The organism is Pseudomonas sp. IT-P260 (assembly GCF_949768395.1).
In the GTDB taxonomy this organism is placed as follows: domain Bacteria; phylum Pseudomonadota; class Gammaproteobacteria; order Pseudomonadales; family Pseudomonadaceae; genus Aquipseudomonas; species Aquipseudomonas parakoreensis.
Genome location: NZ_CATKPO010000002.1, coordinates 39604 through 59024, shown reverse-complemented (window position 1 = coordinate 59024; position 19421 = coordinate 39604). Strand labels below are relative to the sequence as shown.

Below are 19421 nucleotides of genomic sequence, written 5' to 3'. Positions count from 1 at the left end.
AGATAATCCTGTGTAGGAGCTGCCGCGGGCTGCGATCTTTTGATCTTTGCGTTCTTCATGAAATTTAGATGCGTAAACGCGACACCGACACGTCGTGTATCGGATAGTTCGCCCTCAAACAGTGCGTTTGTCAGACAAATTCGTTAGGCTAGCAGCCATTTTTGCGTCTGCCGCCCACAAGGCATGCAACGCGCTAAACGGGTCAGCCCCATACGGACTGACAGCATTTCCCTGACCCAAAAGGGAAATCCCCCTCTAAATTCCGATTCAGTAGTGTGGTATTTCCTTAATGAAAGTTTTGAAAGGTCAGGACATCCTGGCACTGGGCTTTATGACATTTGCCCTGTTCGTTGGGGCCGGCAACATCATTTTCCCGCCTATCGTCGGCCTGCAGTCCGGACCTAACGTCTGGATGGCGGCGCTGGGCTTTTTGATCACGGCAGTCGGTCTGCCGGTGGTTACCGTTGTCGCTCTGGCCAAGGTCGGGGGGGCGATGGATGCGCTGAGCAGCCCGATCGGCAAGATCGCCGGTGGTGTCCTCGCCGCGGCGTGCTACCTGGCGGTCGGCCCATTGTTTGCCACCCCGCGGACTGCGACCGTCTCCTTTGAAGTGGGTCTGGCGCCACTGACCGGCGAAAGTCCGCTGGCGCTGTTCCTCTACAGCTCGGTGTACTTCCTGCTGGTGTTCTTCATCTCGCTGTATCCGGGCCGTCTGCTCGATACCGTGGGGCGTTTCCTCGCGCCGCTGAAAATCATCGCCCTGGCGGTACTCGGCATCGCCGCGTTCGCCTTGCCGGCCGGTGATATTGGCCAAGCCACGCCTGAATACGTCGCGGCACCGTTCTCTCAGGGCTTCATCAATGGTTACCTGACCATGGATACCCTCGGCGCGCTGGTGTTCGGCATCGTCATCGTCAACGCGATCCGCTCCCGTGGCGTCGAGTCGCCCGCGCTGATCACCCGTTACGCGATCATTGCCGGCCTCATCGCCGGTGTCGGTCTGGCGCTGGTGTACATCAGCCTGTTCCGCCTCGGTTCCGGCAGCCATGAAGTCGCGGTCGGTGCCACCAACGGTGCGGCAGTGCTGCATGCTTACGTGCAGCACACCTTCGGTTCGCTGGGCAGCGGTTTCCTCGCGGTACTGATCTCCCTGGCCTGTCTGGTCACGGCGGTTGGTCTGACCTGCGCCTGCGCCGAATACTTCAGTCGCGTACTGCCACTGTCCTACAAGACCCTGGTGATCATCCTGGCCGCGTTCTCGCTGCTGGTGTCGAACCTGGGCCTGACCAAGCTGATCGCGTTCTCGATCCCGGTACTGACCGCGATCTACCCGCCGTGCATCGTTCTGGTGGCTCTGAGCTTCTGTAAGGACTTCTGGCATGAACACGGGCGGATCCTCGGCCCGGTCATGCTGGTGTCGTTCCTGTTCGGCACCATCGACGCGCTCAAGGGCGCCGGTCTGGCTGACTGGATGCCGTCGCAGCTGGCGCACCTGCCGCTGAGTGAGCAGGGTTTGGCCTGGCTGGTGCCATGCGTGATGACCCTGGTGGTCGCCGTGGTCTGCGATCGCCTGCTGGGCAAGCGCAGCGAAGCGGTTGCCTGACGTTGTCTGACCCGCCACAAGCGGGTCTTCAACGCTTAAACAGAAATGCCCCGTATCAATCGATACGGGGCATTTTTTATGGGCGTCTGGCAGTGTCTTTTTTCGCGAGCTAACGTCGAAGGGTTGCCGAAGTCTTAATGTGGGAGCGAGCCTGCTCGCGAAAGCGTTGTGTCAGCCGCCATCAATGTTGTGCGATACGCCGCTTTCGCGAGCAGGCTCGCTCCCACAGGTAGCATCCATACTCCACAGGGAATTGCATGTCGTTCATCCAAGCCAACCTGATCCACCTGCTGGCCGCGCTCTGGTTTGTCATCTGCTGGGGCGGCTACACCCGTTATGCGTCGTGGAAGGCCCGCGATACCGCGTGCCTGGCCAGTGTGTTGCACCTGTATCGCGAAGACTGGATGCGCCGCATGCTCCTGCGTGACAACCGCATCGCCGACGCCAGCGTTATCGGCAATCTGGAGCGTAACGCCTCGTTCTTCGCCTCCAGCACCCTGATTATTCTTGCCGGTATTCTGACCGTGCTCGGTGCGTCCGAACGCGCCGTGTCGTTGCTGGCGGATATCCCGATGGTGCAGCAGGCATCGCAGGGCATGTCGGAGATTAAATTACTGTGCCTGGCGCTGGTGTTCGTCTATGCGTTCTTCACGTTCAGCTGGTGCATGCGTCAGTACAACTTTGCTGCGGTACTGGTCGGCTCAGCGCCAATGATTGGCGAGCGCCAGGTGTCCGAGCAGGAGCGCAAGGCGTTCGCACTGCGGGCGGCACGGGTGATTTCGATGGCGGCCAACCAGTTCAACTTCGGTCTACGTTCCTACTACTTCGGCATGAGCATGCTGGCGTGGTTTGTCAGCCCGTGGTTGTTCATGTTGATGAGTGCCGGTGTGGTTCTAGTGTTGTACCGCCGCGAGTTTCATTCCGACGTGCTCGATGTGATGGTCTATACCCCTACAGAGGCGCCATTGCCCGAAACCAATAAAGAGGCTGCTTGATGAGTATTCCGTTCTGGTGTGTGTTTATAAGTGCATTGTTGATCTACATCGCGCGTATGCCGGTGGGTAAAGCCATGAAAGAGCAGGGTGGTTACAACAACCACCTGCCGCGCCAACAACAGGCGCAACTCACTGGTTACGGCGCGCGGGCGCTGGCGGCGCATCAGAACTGCATCGAAGCGTTCATCCTGTTCGCCGTGGGTGTGCTGATGGCGCACACCACGCAAACCCAAGGCTGGTTGATTGATGCTCTGGCAATCATCTTTGTGATCGCGCGGATTCTTTACGTGTGGTTGTACCTGGCGGATAAACCAGCCTTGCGCAGTCTGGTGTGGCTGGTCGGCCTGCTCTGCAGTTTGTTGCTGATGATTAGTCCGACTTTTAGAACCGTATTGCTCTAAGAAAGCCTCTAAGCCAAGACTGACCAAAAATCACAGGCAAAAGAAAACCCGCACTTGGCGGGTTTTCTTTTTCTGCATCAAGTCGCAATTATTGCTTCTTGGCAGCTTCTTCCTGAGCAGCTTGATTCGATTCAGCCTGAGCTTTGGCAGCTTCGGCGTTTTCTTTTGCTGCGTCGTTCACTTTATCCTGAGCTTTGTTCATGTCTTGCTGAGCTTGCTCAGCATGTTGGTTGGCATCTTGAGCTTTGTCCTCGGATTTTTTATCGCAGGCAGCGAGACCGAGGGAAGCGGTCAACATCAAGGCAATAGCTAAAGTCTTACGCATGGGGTGTTTCTCCTTATGGAAAATAACTACTGGCCTTAAGAGCGCAGCGCCAAAGGTTAAGTTCCTCATTTTGTTCAGATATATAAGTTTGTTTTTCAGTGGAACTTTTGCCGTATTGCTTACTACTGGCAAAAGGCTCTAACGAGAGTAATTATCAAATGGCTGAAAACCCCGTTTTTGAGCGCGCGACACGCTTTCTCTCGGCCCTGCGCCATTGTCAGGTGCTCGGTTTGACGGTGCACAGCGCCAGCAGCGAAGGGCTGACGGTGAAGCTGCCGTACAGCGCGCAAATCGTCGGCAATCCACAAACCGGGGTCATCCACGGCGGCGCGATTACTTCGCTGATGGACACCGCATGCGGTATGTCCACATTGTGCGTGCTCCCGGAATTCGAAGTCTGCCCGACCCTGGACCTGCGCATCGACTACATGCACGCCGCCGAGCCGAACAAGGACGTCTACGGTTTCGCCGAGTGTTATCGGGTCACCACCGATGTGATCTTCGCTCGCGGTTTTGCCTATCAGGATGATCCGCAGCGACCCATAGCCCATGTTGTTGGCACATTCATGCGCATGGGCAAGGGGCTGAAAGGCACCCAGGGATTTGGTGGCAGGATCAAAGGAGAACTTCGATGAGCGATGACTGGAAGCAACAACTGCTGCTGGCTCACGCCCAGGGCGATTACGCGCCTTTGCTGCAGATGATTCCCTACGCCGGGCTGATCGGCGTCGAATGCTCGCGAGTCGGTGATGACCTGCTGTTCAAGCTGCCGGCGAACAAGGACAACATTGGTAACCCTTTATTGCCCGCGATCCATGGCGGGGTGATCGCCGGATTCATGGAGCTGGCAGCCGCGTTGCATTTGTTGATCTTCACCGGAGCGCCCGGGGTACCGAAGATCATCGATTTTTCCCTGGATTACCTGCGCGCCGGGCAGTTTCGCGACACTTGGGCCAAATGTCAGGTCTGCCGTCAGGGGCGGCGCGTGGCCAACGTCGCCATCACGGCCTGGCAAAGTACCGAGAGCGAGCCGATCGCCACCGCCCGTGCACACTTCAAAATCGATGAGCCCTTGAAATCCTGAACGCTGCCCCCAACTCAGTGAACAACCCGCCGCCGACCCTCCGGGTCGCGGCCACTGCCATCTGATTGGAGTTTGATGACCATGAGTGTGGAAACTCAAAAGGAAACCCTGGGCTTCCAGACCGAGGTAAAGCAGCTGCTGCACCTCATGATCCATTCGCTGTATTCCAACAAGGAAATCTTCCTTCGCGAATTGATCTCGAACGCCTCTGACGCTGTCGACAAGCTGCGCTTCGAAGCTCTGGCCAAGCCGGAATTGCTCGAAGGTGGCGCTGAACTGAAAATCCGTGTGAGCTTCGACAAGGACGCCAAGACCGTCACCCTCGAAGACAACGGTATCGGCATGAACCGTGACGATGTGATCACCCACCTGGGGACCATCGCCAAATCCGGTACCGCCGATTTCATGAAGAATCTCTCGGGCGATCAGAAGAAAGATTCGCACCTGATCGGCCAGTTTGGTGTGGGCTTCTACTCCGCCTTCATCGTTGCCGACAAAGTCGATGTGTACAGCCGTCGCGCCGGCACTCCTGCCAGCGAAGGCGTGCACTGGTCGTCGAAAGGCGAGGGCGAGTTCGAAGTTGCCACCCTCGACAAACCAGAGCGCGGTACCCGCATCGTCCTGCACCTGAAGTCCGGTGAAGACGAGTTCGCCGATGGCTGGCGTCTGCGCAACATCATCAAGAAATACTCCGACCACATCGCGCTGCCGATCGAGCTGCCGAAAGAGGTGGCTGCTGCCGAGGGCGAAGAGAAACCAGCCGTTGAATGGGAAACCGTCAACCGCGCCAGCGCCTTGTGGACCCGTCCGCGCACTGAAGTGAAGGACGAGGAATACCAGGAGTTCTACAAGCACATCGCTCACGACTTCGAAAACCCGCTGGCCTGGAGCCACAACAAAGTCGAAGGCAAACTCGAGTACAGCTCGCTGCTGTACGTGCCGGCCCGCGCGCCGTTCGACCTGTACCAGCGTGAAGCGCCGAAAGGCCTGAAGCTCTACGTGCAGCGCGTGTTCGTGATGGATCAGGCCGAGTCGTTCCTGCCCCTGTACCTGCGCTTCATCAAAGGTGTGGTCGATTCCAACGACCTGTCGCTGAACGTGTCGCGGGAAATCCTGCAGAAAGACCCGATCATCGACTCGATGAAGTCGGCGCTGACCAAGCGCGTGCTGGACATGCTGGAAAAACTGGCGAAGAACGAGCCTGAGCAATACAAGGGCTTCTGGAAAAACTTCGGTCAGGTCATGAAAGAAGGCCCGGCAGAAGATTTCGCCAACAAGGAAAAAATTGCCGGTCTGCTGCGCTTCGCATCGACCACCGAAGGTGACGGCGAGCAGATCGTCGGTCTGGCTGACTACCTGGCGCGCGCCAAGGAAGGTCAGGACAAGATCTACTACCTCACCGGTGAAACCTACGCGCAGGTCAAGAACAGCCCGCACCTGGAAGTCTTCCGCAAGAAAGGCATCGAAGTGCTGCTGCTGACCGACCGTATCGACGAGTGGCTGATGAGCTACCTCAGCGAATTCGATGGCAAGACCTTTGTCGACGTGGCGCGCGGTGACCTCGATCTGGGCAACCTGGACTCGGAAGAGGACAAGAAAGCTGCAGAGGAAGTCGCGAAATCCAAGGAAGGTCTGGTCGAGCGTCTGAAAACCGCGCTTGGCGATTCCGTTGCCGAGGTTCGCGTCTCTCATCGTCTGACTGACTCGCCAGCCATTCTGGCCATCGGCGAACAGGACCTGGGCCTGCAAATGCGCCAGATCCTCGAAGCCAGCGGGCAGAAAGTGCCGGAGTCGAAGCCGATCTTCGAATTCAACCCGAGCCACCCGCTGATCGAGAAACTCGATGGCGAGCAGAACGAAGCGCGTTTTGGCGACCTGTCGCACATCCTCTTCGATCAGGCCGCTCTGGCGGCTGGCGAAAGCTTGAAAGACCCGGCCGCTTATGTGACCCGTCTGAACAAGCTGCTGGTTGAGCTGTCAGCCTAATCACGATGTAGAAAAACCCGCTTCGGCGGGTTTTTTCATTCTGGTGTTTAACTAATCAGGAGTCAGAAATGAGCCAAGTTACTGTTCGTTCCGTGGTCTATCAGCTGGATGGTCAGCCCTATGAAGGTCGTCTGGCGTTCGACGCCGAGCACAGGGGTGCGCGCCCGGGCCTGTTGATGGCGCCGAACTGGATGGGCGTCAGCGCCGGTGCCGAGGAGATCGCCAAGTCGGTCGCGGCCAAGGGTTACGTGGTGTTGATTGCTGACGTGTACGGGCAGGCAGTACGTCCGCAGAACGCTGACGAGGCCGGCGCGGCGATGATGCCGCTGAAGAACGATCGTGCACTGCTGCGCAAGCGTATGCAGGCGGCGTTCGAACAACTGCAGAAGCAGGGCGAGGCGGCGGTCGATACCTCGAAGCTGGCAGTGTTCGGTTTCTGCTTCGGCGGTTGCTGTGCGCTGGATCTGGCGCGTACCGGTGCACCGGTGAAGGCGGCGGTGTCGTTCCACGGCACGCTTGACTCGCCGAACCCGGCCGATGCGCAGAACATCAAGGGCTCGGTGCTGGTGCTGCACGGTGCTTCCGACCCGTTGGTGCCGAAAGAGCAATTGCCGGCGTTCGAAGATGAAATGAACGCGGCGAAGGTCGATTGGCAGTTGCTCAGCTATGGCGGTGCGGTGCACTCATTCACCGATCCGCATGCCAATGTGCCAGGCAAGATGATGTACGACGCGAAGACCGCCAAGCGTGCGTTCAAGTCGATGCATGATTTGCTGGAAGAAGTGTTCAACGGCTGATTGTGCAGTCAGGCATTGACTCGGTCGGTGCCTGATCTGGCCTCATCGCTGGCAAGCCAGCTCCCACAGTGTTCGATTCGTTTGCTGGATATGTGTCCGGCGCTAAACCTGTGGGAGCTGGCTTGCCAGCGATGGCTGACTAACAGGCGACACAGAGCTAAGGCAATTCAATCCGCTCAACTTCCCCCGGTACCGTCGGCCAATCCCCGGCCGCCCACTTGCGCCGCGCCTCATCAATCGCCGCCGGATCGCTCGCGACAAAATTCCAGTTGATCCGCCGTGGCCCGTCCAGTGCGGCGCCGCCAAACACCACCGCGTGCACATCACTCTCGGCAAACAGACTCATCTCTTCCCCGCCCGGCAACACCGCCAGCGCGTGGGGCTCGAGGGGCTCGCCATTCAACTGCGCATCGCCACTCAGCACATACACCGCGCGTTCTGCGTGCTCGGTCGGGATCAGCAGTGTGGTCGCGGTCTGCATCTTCACTTCGGCATACAGCGTAGGAGAAAGCACCGGTACCGGTGATTCCAGGCAAAAGCCTGATCCGGCAATCATCCGAATCTGCACGCCTAGGTTGTTGCTGACCGGCAGGGTGGCGGCCGGATGATGGCTGTAATGCCCTGGGCCTTGCTCACGATCCTTGGGCGAAGCCAGCCAGATCTGCAAGCCGTGCATCGTGAAGCTTTGCGCCCACAACGGCTCGGGCGTGCGCTCGACATGGGCAATCGCACTGCCTGCGGTCATCCAGCTGACATCGCCGGCGCTGACCACCTGATCGGAGCCAAGGCTGTCCTTGTGCTGGATTTGCCCTTCGAAGAGGTAGGTCAGGGTCGACAGACCAATGTGCGGATGTTGTCGGATGTTCATGCCTTTGCCCGTCGGATAAACCGTCTCGAGCATGTGGTCGAAAAATACAAATGGCCCGACGCTGCGGCATTTGGCTGACGGCAGCGGGCGCAGGATCGGCTGGCCTTCGACGTCTTCGGCGCGCGGGCGGATGATCAATGGTTGCGTATCCATGGTGCATTCCAGGCTGAGCGGGTGATGCCAGAAGCATAACCCGCCGCTGGCAAGAGGGTGATTACTGGCTGTCGAAGCCTTGTGGAGCGTGGGTTTCGATGCTGACGTCGGTGGTGGTCATCAGTTTGTGGATCGGGCAGCGATCGGCGACGCGCAGCAGTTCTTCACGCTGGGCATCGGTGAGGACGCCCTTGAGGGTAAGCGTCACATGCAGGGCATATTTGCCTTTCTGCTCTTCGCTGTTGTCGCGCTTGACCTCAACACCCACGCCGGTCAGCGGGATGTCTTTCTTCTTCGCGTACATTTTCAGGGTCAGGGCTTTGCAGGCACCGAGCGCGGCGTCGAAGTAGTCGTGTGGCTCAGGGGCTGAGCCTTCGCCGCCGGCAGACTTCGGCACGTCGGCAAACAATTCGTGGTCATCGATCTGTACGGTGTGACGAAAACCTTCGGCGGAGACGGTATTGACGGTAACAGTCATGGCAACCTCACTGGCAGTAGGAAAAAGTCGTGCGATCAAAAAAGACCTTGCAGTTATAGAGCATTCCCACAGAGGCGCGTTCCACTTTCCTGCAGGATGAACCCTTGTTGTCGGCTCAAGGTCTAGGCTATGCCTACCTGTCGGAGATTACTTGTGTCCCTGTTTCGTTTGAGTCTTGCCTGCCTGCTGGCATGTGCCGGTACCGCCAGCGCCCGCGATTACACTTACAGCGATGCGCACCTGCACTATGTGGATTTTTTCCAGGAAACCGCCGGCATGGCGAAATTGCTCACGGCCATGCAGGACAACTCCATCGACAATGTGATGATTTCCGGCATTCCCGTGGCGAAGAAATGGCATGAAGACGAACCCAAACGTCCACGCTATTACGCCGGTGATGACGCCGACGCCTACTGGTACAGCGCCACCGACGTGATCGTCGCCGATGCCGTGCTGAAACTCACCCCGGAGCAGCGTCAGCATTTCCACCCGTTTCTGTCCGGGTTCAACCCCAACGACAAGAACTCCGCCGCGCACATTCAGCGCATGCTCGATCTGTATCCGGGGCTGTGGCAGGGCATTGGTGAGGTGTTCACCCGCCATGATGACTTGACGGCGTTGACCGCCGGCGACACGCCACGGGCCAATAACGAAGCGATGAAGCGTATATATCACCTGGCCGCCGAAAACGATCTGCCGGTGATGCTGCATTCCAACATCACCTCCAAGCGTGAGAAAAATCCGCTGTACCTGAAGGAAGTCGAAGAACCGCTGCGTAATCATCCGCACACCCGGTTCATCTGGGCGCACGCCGGCACCAGTGCGGAGATCCATCGGCACCAGACGCAGCTGGAATTCCTTCTGCCCACCGTCAGCCGGATGTTGGAGGCTTACCCGAATCTGTTCATCGATCTGTCGTGGAGCATGCTCACGCCGTATCTGCTGGATGAGCAGGGCAAGCCGCGTGCGCAATGGCTGGCATTGGTGGAGAAATACCCTGAGCGCTTTATGGTGGGTTCGGATGTTGTAGGCCGATTCAACAAGCTCGGTGAGGAAATGCGCAGTTTCACGCCGTTCCTTGATGCCTTGCCCGAAGACGTGGCGCGTAAAGTCGCCCGGGATAACTTCCTGGCGATATTGCCGCGAACAACAGCAAAGTCCGGGAAATCCGCGCTGAATCGTTAATGCCGAGGGTTCGAAGTATCAAGGCCTTTTGATATCACCTTTTCGTCTTACGCAAATTTGCACGGGGCCGATACCTTCTAGAGCAACCAGCTGCAGGGTTGATGCAGCGCTTTTGGAAGGAACCAGATTAATGAGCATCCGTAGTCTCAATATTGCGCCGCGTGCCGGCCTGGGTTTTGGTGTGTTGGCCTTGATGGTGTTTGCCTTGGGGGCGTTCGCCTTGCTGCAAATGGCGAACATGCGCGCCCAGTCGGATGAGGTCGACAACAACTGGCTGCCGAGCGTGATGGCGGTTGGCGAGATGAGTCAGGACATGCTGCGCCTGCGCGCGCTGACCATGCGTCTGTTGCTCAATCGGGATCCGCAGGCGCTGGCGCAGAATGTTGCCAAGCTCAATGACCTGCGCGGCGTGTTGAGCGAAGCCCAGCAACGCTATGACGTGTTGATCGTGCTGCCCGAAGAGCGCAAGTTATTCGACCGCTTCAAGGTCGCCGAGCACCAGTATCTGGAGTTTCAGGCGCAGGTCATGCAGTTGTCCGCGCAGAATCGGGTGGAGGAGGCGGCGGCCATTCTCAACGGTGAGATGAGCCCCTTGGCCGACGACATGGCGGTCACCCTCAAAGAGTTGGTCGAGCTGAACAAGCACAACGCCAACCTTGCCACCGAAGCGGCGCGCCTGGTCTTCATCAATTCGCGGGTCTGGGTCGGGGTGATGATCGGCATCACTGCGCTGATCACCATCGGTCTGGCACTGTTGCTGACCCGCAGCATCGTCTTGCCTCTGACACAATCGCTGGGCGTGGCGGAAGTGGTGGCCGGTGGCGATCTGACGGGCGATATCAATATCTCCGGCAAGGACGAACCGGCGCGGCTGCTGCAGGCGCTGAAAAGCATGCAGCACAGCCTGCGTGACACTATCCGGCAGATTTCCGAGTCGTCCAGTCAGTTGGCTTCGGCTTCGGAGGAGCTGAGTTGCGTCACCGAAGACGCCACACGTGGGCTGCACCAGCAGAGCCTGGAGATTGAACAGGCCGCCACGGCGGTCAATCAGATGACGGCTGCCGTTGAGGAAGTGGCGAGCAATGCGGTGGCGACGTCCGAGGCGTCACGCGAGTCTGATCGCATCGCCCAGCGTGGTCGCGAGCAGGTCCGGCAGACCGTGACATCAATCGAGTCCCTGGCAGATGACGTCACGTCGAATGCCACGCAGGTGGAGGATCTGGCGCAGAAGGTTCACGGCATCAGCAAGGTGCTGGATGTGATCCGCTCGATTGCCGAGCAGACCAACCTGCTCGCGCTAAACGCTGCGATCGAGGCGGCGCGGGCCGGCGATGCCGGTCGCGGCTTCGCGGTGGTGGCCGATGAAGTGCGGGCGTTGGCGCACCGCACCCAACAATCGACTCAGGAAATCGAGCAGATGATCGGCGGCATTCAGCAGGGCACCGATTCGGCGGTCAATTCGATGCAGCAGAGCAGCCTTCGCGCCAATTCAACGCTGGAACTGGCGAAGGCGGCGGGTGAGGCGCTGGAAGAAATCGCCTCGGCGTTCACCTTGATCAACGAGCGCAACCTGGTGATCGCCAGTGCCTCGGAAGAGCAGGCGGCAGTGGCGCGGGAGGTGGACCGCAATCTGATGAATATTCGCGATCTGGCGACGCAGACTTCTGCCGGGGCTAATCAGACCAGTGCGGCGAGCCAGGAGTTGTCGCGGCTGGCGGTGGAGTTGAACAATATGGTGGCCAAATTTTCGGTCTGATCTGACCCTTGATGATCGAGCTGAATCCTGTGGGAGCGAGCCTGCTCGCGAAAGCGGTGTATCAACCACAAACATGTCGGCTGAACTGACGCTTTCGCGAGCAGGCTCGCTCCCACAGGGGATATGTGTCGTCGCGAAAACTGCAGGCACAAAAAAGCCCCGCATCTGCGGGGCTTTTGGTTGTAGCGGCGGATCAACTGCCTTTAACGGTTTTGCCGTTGACCGTGCCGTCCTGGAGCATGATGTTGTACTCCTTGCCGTCGGTTTCAACCTGTTGCAGGCGGACCAGCAGGTAATCCCAATCCTTGGCGAACCACAGCACGGTGGTGCGCTTGCTTTGTGTCGGATCGCGCACGCGCTCGACCTTGATTGCATCGATCTTGCCGGCCTTGGTGTCGACTTTCTCGGCACCCAGTACACGGAAGTCATAGGTATCGACTTCACCGTCATCGACCACCTGGTAGCTCATGGTCTTCTTGCCGGAGGCGACGTCGTGCTGCAGCGCCAGTTGATAGGTCGACTTGTCGACCATGCCACGGTTCAGCGGGATCTTCACTGCGTCGCCACGGTCGGTGCCGGTGACCATCTTGCTGTTCCAGTCGAAGTCCAGATCAGCCTTTTTCGCTTTGCCCAGACCGCCACGTTCAAAGTGGTAGGACTGCGGCAGCAGGGTGTCCTTGTCCAAAGTCAGGGTGCTTTCTTCAGTCAGGCTGGCGATCATCATCGACGCCTTGAAGCTGAGTTTCCAGACGCCGTTGGCTTCCTTGGTCAGGCTGCGTTCGGCAGTGCCGCTCATGGGCAACTGTTTCCAGTCGGCGGTGTAGCTCGCGGAGAACGGTTGAAGGTCTGCCGCCTGCGCGAAGGGCAGGGCGAGCAGAGCGCAAGCGAAGAGCAGGGCGCGACGCATAAAATCTCCTAGTGTCGAATCAAGTGGCCGCTGGCCGCGAGTAACTGGCCATCCAGTAAAGCACCTTGCTCACCGAGTGCCAGTCGGCCTTCGGCAAACCAGCGTACAGCCATCGGGTAGATCAGGTGTTCCTGGACATGCACTCGCTGCGCAAGTGTCTGCGGCGTGTCGTGCAACTCTACCGGTATTACTGCCTGTACGACCAGTGGTCCACCATCGAGTTCCTCGGTGACGAAGTGCACGGAGCAGCCGTGTTCCGCGTCGCCGGCCTCGAGCGCCCGCTGATGCGTGTGTAACCCTTTGTATTTGGGCAGCAGCGACGGGTGGATATTGAGCAGGCGACCCTGGTAGTGACGCACGAAATCAGCGCTGAGAATGCGCATGAAACCGGCCAGCACCACGAGTTTCGGTTTGAATTCGTCGATCAGTTCGATCAGGGCCGCATCGAAGGCCTCGCGACCTTCGAAGGCCTTGTGATCCAGCGAGCGGGTGGCGATACCCGCGTCACTGGCGCGTTGCAGGCCGTAGGCTTCGGCGCGGTTGGAAATCACCGCGGCGATGCGGACCGGGCTGTCGCCGGTCCGCGTGCTGTCGATCAGAGCCTGCAAGTTACTGCCGGTGCCGGACAACAGCACCACGACATCACAGGTCTGGGACATCAGTGAGCCTTGAGGTTTTTCAGCTCGACTTGAGCAGCGCCTTCGGCAGCGGCAGCGATCTGGCCGATGACCCAAGGTTGCTCGCCGGCATCACGCAGGGTGTTCAGGGCCACTTCAACGTGCTCCTGAGCCACGCAGATGACCATGCCCACGCCGCAGTTCAGTACGCGGTGCATTTCGGCCTCGTCGACGTTGCCTTTCTCTTGCAGCCAGTCGAAGACCGCCGGGCGAGTCCAGCTGGCCACGTCAACCACGGCCTGAGCGCCTTTTGGCAGAACGCGCGGGATGTTGTCCAGCAGGCCGCCACCGGTGATGTGGGCCATGGCCTTGACTGCGCCGGTGTCCTTGATCAGCTTGAGCAGCGGCTTTACGTAGATGCGGGTCGGGGCCATCAGCAGGTCGGTCAGCGGTTTGCCGTCGAGCTGAACGGTTTCGATGTCGGCGCCGGACACTTCGATGATCTTGCGGATCAGCGAGTAGCCGTTGGAGTGCGGGCCGGACGATGGCAGGGCGATCAGCGCGTCACCGGTGGCGACTTTCGAGCCGTCGATGATGTCGGCTTTTTCCACGACGCCGACGCAGAAGCCGGCCAGGTCGTAGTCTTCGCCTTCGTACATGCCAGGCATTTCAGCGGTTTCGCCGCCAACCAGAGAGCAGCCAGCCAGTTCGCAGCCTGCACCGATACCGGTGACCACGGTGGCGGCCACGTCAACGTTCAGCTTGCCGGTGGCGTAGTAGTCGAGAAAGAACAGCGGTTCAGCGCCGCACACCACCAGATCGTTGACGCACATGGCGACCAGGTCCTGGCCGATGCTGTCGTGCTTGTTCAGGTTCAGCGCCAGGCGCAGCTTGGTGCCGACGCCATCAGTACCGGAAACCAGCACCGGCTGTTTGTAACCGGCCGGGATCTCGCAGAGGGCGCCGAAACCGCCCAGGCCGCCCATGACTTCCGGGCGCGCAGTGCGCTTGGCGACGCTCTTGATGCGTTCGACCAATGCTTCACCGGCGTCGATGTCTACACCGGCGTCCTTGTAGCTCAGGGAGGGTTGCTTGCTCATGATCCAGGCCTTTAGGGGAGGGGATTCAGGGGTAACGACCGAGTTCAGCGGGAACATCGAAATCGAGAGGGCGATGGCCTCACGCGAATTTCGGGGTGCCCGGCTGTTGCCGGTCTGCGAAGGCGCGCGATTTTATCAGGCTTGAGGGGCAGCGGCCATCCTCGCGCCGACGGGCAGGGGCATAATCAGCGGAAATTTTTTGCAATTGTGCCGGGTGGCTGCCTGTATAAGGTGTACCGATTAACCGTCTATCGTTATCCCTGTGCAAAAACTTACCGCCGCCGTGTGAATGTTTTGCGATGGCAGATTGTCACAGCCTTGCTTAACCGGTTCACGCGGCCTGTTCCAGCCGCTCCTGTCGACGGGAATTTTCCATGCGTTTTTGTAAATTGTTGGTTGTGGGTTGTTTGTCCGTGGTCAGCCTGGCGAGTCATGCCGAAAACCTCAAAGGTCTCTATCAAGTGCGTCAGCCGGTCAGCAGCCAGGCGCCGGAAGAGCGCGATCGCGCCACGCAGGCGGCGCTGGATACGCTGGTATTGCGCCTGACCGGCGACCCGAAGGCTGTGCAAAATCCAGGGTTGGCGACGATTCGCAAAGACCCGCAGCAGATCATCAGTCAGTTCGGTTTTGATGCCGGGCCACCGGAAGTGCTGAAAGTCGATTTCGACCCGGCCACCACTGAGCAGGCGCTGCGTCGTGCGGGATTGTCGTTGTGGGGCGCGAGCCGGCCGTCGATCCTGAGTTGGTGGCTGAATGATTCGACTGAAGGTTCGAGCCTGGTCGGTGACGGTCAGGCAGCGGCGGCACCCCTGCGTGCGGCGGCTCAGCATCGTGGTTTGCCCTTGCGTTTGCCGCTGGCTGATTTGAGTGAGCAACTGGTGGCCACCGCGCCAGTGCTGGATGGCACCGATCCCGCACCATTGCGCGGCGCTTCGGAGCGTTACGGTGCGGATGCCTTGTTGGCGGTGCATGCGCACGAAGAGGGGGGGCAGTGGCAGGCCAAGTGGCATCTGTGGCTGGGTGATCAGAAAGAGGCCGGCAGCGTGCAGGGTGCCGATCAGGCTGGCGTGGCCGATGCGGTAATGCTGGCGGTAGCGGAGCGCCTGGCGCCGCGGTTTGTCGCCAAGCCAGGGGTGTCGGGTCAGCAGACCCTCGAAGTGCAGGGTATGAATCTGGAGCATTACGCCGCGCTGCTGCGGTTACTTGAGCCGTTTGGTGTGCGTCTGCAAAGTGTCGAGGGTGATCGCATCGTGTATCGGGTCAATGGCAGCGCGGATCAGTTGCGCGCGCAATTGTCGCTGGCGAAGCTGCAGGAGTTGCCGGCTGAAGCGCCGGCGCCCGTGCCGGCGCCACAACCGGCTGTTGTCGGTGCAGCACCGGTTGCCGCGCAGGCCCCTGCGGCATCGTCGTTGCGGTTTCGCTGGTAAGTCTTTCCTTATATAGAAGCAGGAGTGATACATGGCCGATACGCGGCGTTGGTTCTGGCTCGGTGGGGTGGTCCTGCTTTGCGCGTTTGTCTGGTTGCTGCACCCGATCCTCACGCCGTTTCTGGTGGCGTTGCTGCTGGCGTACCTGTTTGATCCGCTGGTGGATCGTCTGGAGCGGCTCGGTCTGTCCCGCACCTGGGGCGTGATCGCGGTGTTTGCCTTGTTCACCCTGATCGTCACCACGTTGTTGCTGGTGTTGGTACCGATGCTCGCCAAGCAGTTGCTGCGCTTGTACGAACTGGCGCCGCAGATGCTCGATTGGCTGCAGCACACGGCGCTGCCCTGGGCGCAGTCGAAACTGGGGCTGTCGGACGGCTTCTGGAAGTTCGACAAGGTCAAGGCCGCGATCAGCGAGCACATGGGGCAGACCACTGACATCGTCGGTGTGGTGCTGAGTCAGGCCACGGCCTCGAGTCTGGCCCTGATCGGCTGGCTGGCGAATCTGGTGTTGATCCCGGTGGTGAGTTTCTACCTGCTGCGTGACTGGGACGTGATGATGGCCAAGATCCGCAGCCTGCTGCCCCGTGACCGTGAAGAAACCATCGTCTCGCTCGCGGGTGAGTGCCATGAGGTGCTCGGCGCGTTCGTGCGCGGGCAGTTGCTGGTGATGCTGGCGCTGGGCGTGATCTATGCAGCGGGTCTGATGATCGTTGGGCTGGAACTGGGGCTGTTGATCGGCCTGATCGCTGGTCTGGCGGCCATCGTGCCGTACATGGGCTTCGTGATCGGGATTGGCGCGGCGCTGATTGCCGGTTTGTTCCAGTTCGGTGGTGATCTGTATCCGATGATCGGAATCGTGGCGGTGTTCATGGTCGGGCAGGCGCTCGAAGGCATGGTGCTGACGCCTTTGCTGGTGGGTGACCGGATCGGTCTGCATCCGGTGGCGGTGATTTTCGCGATCCTGGCCGGCGGCGAGCTGTTCGGCTTTACCGGTGTGCTGCTGGCATTGCCGGTGGCGGCGGTGATCATGGTGCTGGTGCGTCACGTGCACGATTTGTACAAGGACTCGGATATTTACAGCGGGACCGATGAGCCCGAGCTGTGATCCGATCACGGGCGGTCCGGCATTGTGCCGGGTTGGCCCGTGTTTTGCGGTGGATTGTTTCGCTGACGCGTCAGAGAAACTGTCATAAAACCAGCGTGTTAACGCAAACCTTTGATTTTGCTTGGGGTCTGTCGCATTGTGCGCTCAGCTTCACGGGTATAAACTTCGCAAACTTTACACAGAGGCCACTAACGGTTCCTTGAGAACTGTTCAGTCAGCATGAAACCGATTCAGCTGCCCCTAGGTGTGCGTCTGCGTGACGACGCCACCTTCATCAACTACTACCCAGGCGCCAATGCCGCTGCACTCGGCTATGTCGAGCGCCTATGCGAAGCCGACGCCGGCTGGACCGAAAGCCTGATCTACCTGTGGGGCAAGCATGGGGTAGGGCGTACGCATCTGTTGCAGGCAGCTTGCCTGCGTTTCGAGCAGATGGGTGAACCGGCGGTGTACCTGCCGCTGGCCGAATTGATGGATCGCGGTATCGAAATTCTCGACAACCTTGAACAGTATGAACTGGTCTGCCTCGATGACTTGCAGGTGATTGCCGGCAAGCCGGACTGGGAAGAGGCGATGTTTCATCTGTTCAACCGTCTGCGCGACAGCGGTCGACGCTTGCTGATTGCCGCTTCAACCTCACCTCGCGAGCTGCCGGTGAAACTGGCTGACCTCAAATCGCGCCTGACGCTGGCGCTGATCTTCCAGATGCGCCCGCTTTCCGATGAAGACAAATTGCGTGCCCTGCAATTGCGTGCTTCGCGTCGCGGCCTGCACCTGACCGATGAAGTCGGACACTTTATTCTGACCCGTGGCACCCGCAGCATGAGTGCATTGTTCGACCTGCTCGAACAGCTGGATCAGGCCTCCTTGCAGGCGCAACGCAAGCTGACCATTCCGTTCCTGAAGGAAACCCTCGGATGGTAGTGCAGCCCTTGAAATCCGCAGGTTTCAGGCGGTTTCGACATATTTCAGGCGCCAGAAAATCCGCTTTTCCGCACGGTGTGCAGACTGCGTATCGAGTCAAATGGGCTTAAGCGCTTAGATGTAAACGAGAAACCGGGAAGTCACAAAAAGATCGATTGAATTTGCAAATGAGGCCGATAGCGGGCATAGTCTCGGCTTCTTTACAACTTCAGCCACGGTCGTGCCCATGCTAAATCGCTTCGCACCCCTCGTGCCTCTCGCACTCGTCACCCTGTTGTTCGGTTGCGCTGCTCATTCTCCAGTTCAAGAGCAGCCTCAACAGGTTAAAAATTCTGCCACCGCCCAGTCTTCCGTTATTTACCAGGAAGAGCTGGCCACCGAAAAAGAACTCGCCGATTTCAACGGCAAGAAGCCCTATGAGCTTCCGGTTCTGGCCGACAGCATCCTCGAACGCGGCATGTCCCTGATCGGTACCCGTTACCGTTTCGGCGGTACCTCTGAAGCCGGTTTCGACTGCAGCGGTTTCATCGGTTATCTGTTCCGCGAAGAGGCTGGCATGAATCTGCCGCGCTCCACCCGCGAAATGATCAACGTGGATGCGCCTCTGGTCTCGCGCGGTAATCTTGAGCCGGGCGATCTGCTGTTCTTCGCCACCAATGGTCGTCGCGGTCGTGTAAGCCACGCCGGGATCTACCTGGGTGACAACCAGTTCATTCACTCCAGCAGCCGTCGCAGCGGCGGTGTCCGCATCGACAGCCTGGGTGACAGCTACTGGAGCAAGACCTTCATCGAAGCCAAGCGCGCCCTCGCGATGGCACCGACTGTGGTCACCGCTCGCAAGTAATTCCCCCGTTGTCGCCATGTCCGTGGCGACAAAAACGGATCCCGGCAAGGGAGTAGACCTAGACTTTACAAGGTGAAGTTAAAGTCTTACTTGAAGTTTGCCGTGTAGCCGCTAGAATCCTGTATCTATATTGATGGCAAACCGCCTGCGTGCTCCGCAGGCGGTTTTGTTTCTGTCCATTCGGCAGAGAAAGCCGCAGCCAGATCAGGATGTTCTGCTTATGACGATGTCGGCCCGCCTCACATTGATTTTCTTCGCAGCGCTGCTCAGCGCCTGCGCCAGCCGCACCCCGCCGCCTGCGCCCGTGGTACGCGCCCCGGTGGTGTTCGGGCCTTCCCAGGCTTTTTCGCCGGCTGCTGAAGACGTGCTGTTTCGCGCGCTGGGCCTGGTTGGCACGCCTTATCGCTGGGGCGGCAACACACCGGATTCCGGGTTTGATTGCAGTGGCCTGATCGGTTTCGTCTACCGCGATGCCGCCGGTATCTCCTTACCGCGCTCCACCCGCGAGATGATCGTGATGCAGGCGCCGAATGTCGGCAAAGAGGGTTTGCAGACCGGCGACCTGATCTTCTTCGCCACCAATGGCGGCTCGCAGGTCAGTCATGCGGGGATCTACGTCGGCGAAGGGCGCTTCGTGCACGCGCCAGCCACCGGCGGCACGGTGAAGCTGGACAGTCTGTCGAAGGCGTACTGGCAGAAGGCGTACCTGAGTGCCAAGCGGGTGTTGCAGCCGGAGCATCTGGCGCATAACCCGTAGTAAAAATAGCAGCCATTCCAATGTGGGAGCGAGCCTGCTCGCGAAAGCGGTGTATCAGTCAACCCAATGGAGGCTGACACTACGCATTCGCGAGCAGGCTCGCTCCCAC

At 59.3% G+C, this 19421-nt stretch carries 20 protein-coding genes; 14 read left to right on the top strand and 6 right to left on the bottom strand.

Annotated features, from left to right (window positions below):
- The first annotated feature begins 289 nt into the window (after window positions 1-289).
- The 3 genes from brnQ (at window position 290) to ACM6HV_RS01320 (ending at window position 2999) form a co-directional block, all read left to right on the top strand.
- On the top strand, window positions 290-1603 hold the full coding sequence (gene brnQ / locus ACM6HV_RS01330) for a branched-chain amino acid transport system II carrier protein (protein ID WP_047292845.1): 1314 nt from the start codon (window positions 290-292) through the stop codon (window positions 1601-1603).
- A gap of 257 nt (window positions 1604-1860) precedes the next feature.
- On the top strand, window positions 1861-2598 hold the full coding sequence (locus ACM6HV_RS01325; protein WP_003223022.1) for a DUF599 domain-containing protein: 738 nt from the start codon (window positions 1861-1863) through the stop codon (window positions 2596-2598).
- Window positions 2598-2999 carry an MAPEG family protein gene (locus tag ACM6HV_RS01320; protein ID WP_041074377.1) on the top strand — a complete coding sequence of 134 codons (402 nt, stop codon included), beginning with the start codon at window positions 2598-2600 and terminating at the stop codon, window positions 2997-2999. Before ACM6HV_RS01325 ends, ACM6HV_RS01320 begins: the two co-directional genes overlap by 1 nt.
- 88 nt (window positions 3000-3087) lie before the next feature.
- On the opposite strand, the gene ACM6HV_RS01315 is transcribed toward ACM6HV_RS01320, so the two are convergent.
- Complete coding sequence (locus ACM6HV_RS01315) at window positions 3088-3324, bottom strand: hypothetical protein (RefSeq protein WP_007962865.1); 237 nt, start codon at window positions 3322-3324, stop codon at window positions 3088-3090.
- Between the two features lie 158 nt (window positions 3325-3482).
- Between ACM6HV_RS01315 and ACM6HV_RS01310 the strand changes: the two genes are divergently transcribed.
- From ACM6HV_RS01310 to ACM6HV_RS01295, 4 genes are all read left to right on the top strand, one after another.
- Window positions 3483-3959, top strand: a complete 477-nt coding sequence (locus ACM6HV_RS01310; RefSeq protein WP_041074375.1) for a PaaI family thioesterase — start codon at window positions 3483-3485, stop codon at window positions 3957-3959.
- Window positions 3956-4408, top strand: coding sequence for a PaaI family thioesterase (locus ACM6HV_RS01305; protein ID WP_041074374.1), 453 nt, complete (start codon window positions 3956-3958; stop codon window positions 4406-4408). Before ACM6HV_RS01310 ends, ACM6HV_RS01305 begins: the two co-directional genes overlap by 4 nt.
- An 81-nt stretch (window positions 4409-4489) precedes the next feature.
- Window positions 4490-6394, top strand: coding sequence for a molecular chaperone HtpG (gene htpG / locus ACM6HV_RS01300; protein ID WP_145593447.1), 1905 nt, complete (start codon window positions 4490-4492; stop codon window positions 6392-6394).
- 68 nt (window positions 6395-6462) lie between these two features.
- On the top strand, window positions 6463-7191 hold the full coding sequence (locus ACM6HV_RS01295) for a dienelactone hydrolase family protein (RefSeq protein WP_414903101.1): 729 nt from the start codon (window positions 6463-6465) through the stop codon (window positions 7189-7191).
- A 157-nt stretch (window positions 7192-7348) separates the two neighbouring features.
- On the opposite strand, the gene ACM6HV_RS01290 is transcribed toward ACM6HV_RS01295, so the two are convergent.
- Both ACM6HV_RS01290 and ACM6HV_RS01285 read right to left on the bottom strand, forming a co-directional pair.
- Window positions 7349-8212: a pirin family protein gene (locus tag ACM6HV_RS01290; protein ID WP_414903099.1), complete on the bottom strand. Its 864-nt coding sequence runs from the start codon at window positions 8210-8212 to the stop codon at window positions 7349-7351.
- Between the two features lie 61 nt (window positions 8213-8273).
- Window positions 8274-8690 (bottom strand): OsmC family protein, encoded by a 417-nt coding sequence (locus ACM6HV_RS01285; protein ID WP_027614046.1) that lies wholly within the window; start codon window positions 8688-8690, stop codon window positions 8274-8276.
- 129 nt (window positions 8691-8819) lie between these two features.
- Here ACM6HV_RS01285 and ACM6HV_RS01280 point away from each other — a divergent pair, with 129 nt between their 5' ends.
- Together ACM6HV_RS01280 and ACM6HV_RS01275 are read left to right on the top strand one after the other, a co-directional pair.
- Window positions 8820-9875: an amidohydrolase family protein gene (locus ACM6HV_RS01280; protein ID WP_414903098.1), complete on the top strand. Its 1056-nt coding sequence runs from the start codon at window positions 8820-8822 to the stop codon at window positions 9873-9875.
- A 130-nt stretch (window positions 9876-10005) separates the two neighbouring features.
- Entirely contained in the window at window positions 10006-11631 is a 1626-nt protein-coding gene (locus tag ACM6HV_RS01275) for a methyl-accepting chemotaxis protein (protein ID WP_414903095.1), read from the top strand.
- A gap of 193 nt (window positions 11632-11824) precedes the next feature.
- Here the strand turns inward: ACM6HV_RS01275 and ACM6HV_RS01270 are convergent, their stop codons facing one another.
- The 3 genes from ACM6HV_RS01270 to purM are packed head-to-tail and all read right to left on the bottom strand — an operon-like array spanning window position 11825 to window position 14255.
- Window positions 11825-12538 carry a DUF3108 domain-containing protein gene (locus ACM6HV_RS01270; RefSeq protein WP_041074363.1) on the bottom strand — a complete coding sequence of 238 codons (714 nt, stop codon included), beginning with the start codon at window positions 12536-12538 and terminating at the stop codon, window positions 11825-11827.
- Window positions 12539-12546: 8 nt separating this feature from the next.
- Entirely contained in the window at window positions 12547-13197 is a 651-nt protein-coding gene (purN, locus tag ACM6HV_RS01265) for a phosphoribosylglycinamide formyltransferase (protein ID WP_414903093.1), read from the bottom strand.
- Complete coding sequence (gene purM, locus ACM6HV_RS01260) at window positions 13197-14255, bottom strand: phosphoribosylformylglycinamidine cyclo-ligase (RefSeq protein WP_414903091.1); 1059 nt, start codon at window positions 14253-14255, stop codon at window positions 13197-13199. The genes purN and purM overlap by 1 nt, the downstream gene beginning before the upstream one ends.
- 374 nt (window positions 14256-14629) lie before the next feature.
- On the opposite strand from purM, the gene ACM6HV_RS01255 reads away from it, so the two are divergent.
- The 5 genes from ACM6HV_RS01255 to ACM6HV_RS01235 all read left to right on the top strand — a co-directional run bounded on the left by ACM6HV_RS01255 (window position 14630) and on the right by ACM6HV_RS01235 (window position 19312).
- Window positions 14630-15682, top strand: coding sequence for a DUF2066 domain-containing protein (locus tag ACM6HV_RS01255; protein WP_414903089.1), 1053 nt, complete (start codon window positions 14630-14632; stop codon window positions 15680-15682).
- 31 nt (window positions 15683-15713) lie between these two features.
- Entirely contained in the window at window positions 15714-16787 is a 1074-nt protein-coding gene (locus tag ACM6HV_RS01250; protein WP_041074356.1) for an AI-2E family transporter, read from the top strand.
- A gap of 219 nt (window positions 16788-17006) precedes the next feature.
- Window positions 17007-17711, top strand: a complete 705-nt coding sequence (gene hda, locus ACM6HV_RS01245) for a DnaA regulatory inactivator Hda (protein WP_025111852.1) — start codon at window positions 17007-17009, stop codon at window positions 17709-17711.
- 226 nt (window positions 17712-17937) lie between these two features.
- Entirely contained in the window at window positions 17938-18555 is a 618-nt protein-coding gene (locus ACM6HV_RS01240; RefSeq protein WP_041074354.1) for a C40 family peptidase, read from the top strand.
- A 220-nt stretch (window positions 18556-18775) separates the two neighbouring features.
- A complete protein-coding gene (locus ACM6HV_RS01235) occupies window positions 18776-19312 on the top strand; it encodes a C40 family peptidase (RefSeq protein ID WP_034156233.1) in 537 nt (178 codons plus the stop codon).
- Window positions 19313-19421 lie beyond the last annotated feature (109 nt).

What these genes read in the sequence shown, in the direction of transcription:
- brnQ (WP_047292845.1), top strand. Translation starts at nt 290, where the DNA reads ATGAAAGTTTTGAAAGGTCAGGACATCCTGGCACTGGGCTTTATGACA.
- ACM6HV_RS01325 (WP_003223022.1), top strand. Translation starts at nt 1,861, where the DNA reads ATGTCGTTCATCCAAGCCAACCTGATCCACCTGCTGGCCGCGCTCTGG.
- ACM6HV_RS01320 (WP_041074377.1), top strand. Translation starts at nt 2,598, where the DNA reads ATGAGTATTCCGTTCTGGTGTGTGTTTATAAGTGCATTGTTGATCTAC.
- ACM6HV_RS01315 (WP_007962865.1), bottom strand. Translation starts at nt 3,324, where the DNA reads ATGCGTAAGACTTTAGCTATTGCCTTGATGTTGACCGCTTCCCTCGGT.
- ACM6HV_RS01310 (WP_041074375.1), top strand. Translation starts at nt 3,483, where the DNA reads ATGGCTGAAAACCCCGTTTTTGAGCGCGCGACACGCTTTCTCTCGGCC.
- ACM6HV_RS01305 (WP_041074374.1), top strand. Translation starts at nt 3,956, where the DNA reads ATGAGCGATGACTGGAAGCAACAACTGCTGCTGGCTCACGCCCAGGGC.
- htpG (WP_145593447.1), top strand. Translation starts at nt 4,490, where the DNA reads ATGAGTGTGGAAACTCAAAAGGAAACCCTGGGCTTCCAGACCGAGGTA.
- ACM6HV_RS01295 (WP_414903101.1), top strand. Translation starts at nt 6,463, where the DNA reads ATGAGCCAAGTTACTGTTCGTTCCGTGGTCTATCAGCTGGATGGTCAG.
- ACM6HV_RS01290 (WP_414903099.1), bottom strand. Translation starts at nt 8,212, where the DNA reads ATGGATACGCAACCATTGATCATCCGCCCGCGCGCCGAAGACGTCGAA.
- ACM6HV_RS01285 (WP_027614046.1), bottom strand. Translation starts at nt 8,690, where the DNA reads ATGACTGTTACCGTCAATACCGTCTCCGCCGAAGGTTTTCGTCACACC.
- ACM6HV_RS01280 (WP_414903098.1), top strand. Translation starts at nt 8,820, where the DNA reads ATGCCTACCTGTCGGAGATTACTTGTGTCCCTGTTTCGTTTGAGTCTT.
- ACM6HV_RS01275 (WP_414903095.1), top strand. Translation starts at nt 10,006, where the DNA reads ATGAGCATCCGTAGTCTCAATATTGCGCCGCGTGCCGGCCTGGGTTTT.
- ACM6HV_RS01270 (WP_041074363.1), bottom strand. Translation starts at nt 12,538, where the DNA reads ATGCGTCGCGCCCTGCTCTTCGCTTGCGCTCTGCTCGCCCTGCCCTTC.
- purN (WP_414903093.1), bottom strand. Translation starts at nt 13,197, where the DNA reads ATGTCCCAGACCTGTGATGTCGTGGTGCTGTTGTCCGGCACCGGCAGT.
- purM (WP_414903091.1), bottom strand. Translation starts at nt 14,255, where the DNA reads ATGAGCAAGCAACCCTCCCTGAGCTACAAGGACGCCGGTGTAGACATC.
- ACM6HV_RS01255 (WP_414903089.1), top strand. Translation starts at nt 14,630, where the DNA reads ATGCGTTTTTGTAAATTGTTGGTTGTGGGTTGTTTGTCCGTGGTCAGC.
- ACM6HV_RS01250 (WP_041074356.1), top strand. Translation starts at nt 15,714, where the DNA reads ATGGCCGATACGCGGCGTTGGTTCTGGCTCGGTGGGGTGGTCCTGCTT.
- hda (WP_025111852.1), top strand. Translation starts at nt 17,007, where the DNA reads ATGAAACCGATTCAGCTGCCCCTAGGTGTGCGTCTGCGTGACGACGCC.
- ACM6HV_RS01240 (WP_041074354.1), top strand. Translation starts at nt 17,938, where the DNA reads ATGCTAAATCGCTTCGCACCCCTCGTGCCTCTCGCACTCGTCACCCTG.
- ACM6HV_RS01235 (WP_034156233.1), top strand. Translation starts at nt 18,776, where the DNA reads ATGACGATGTCGGCCCGCCTCACATTGATTTTCTTCGCAGCGCTGCTC.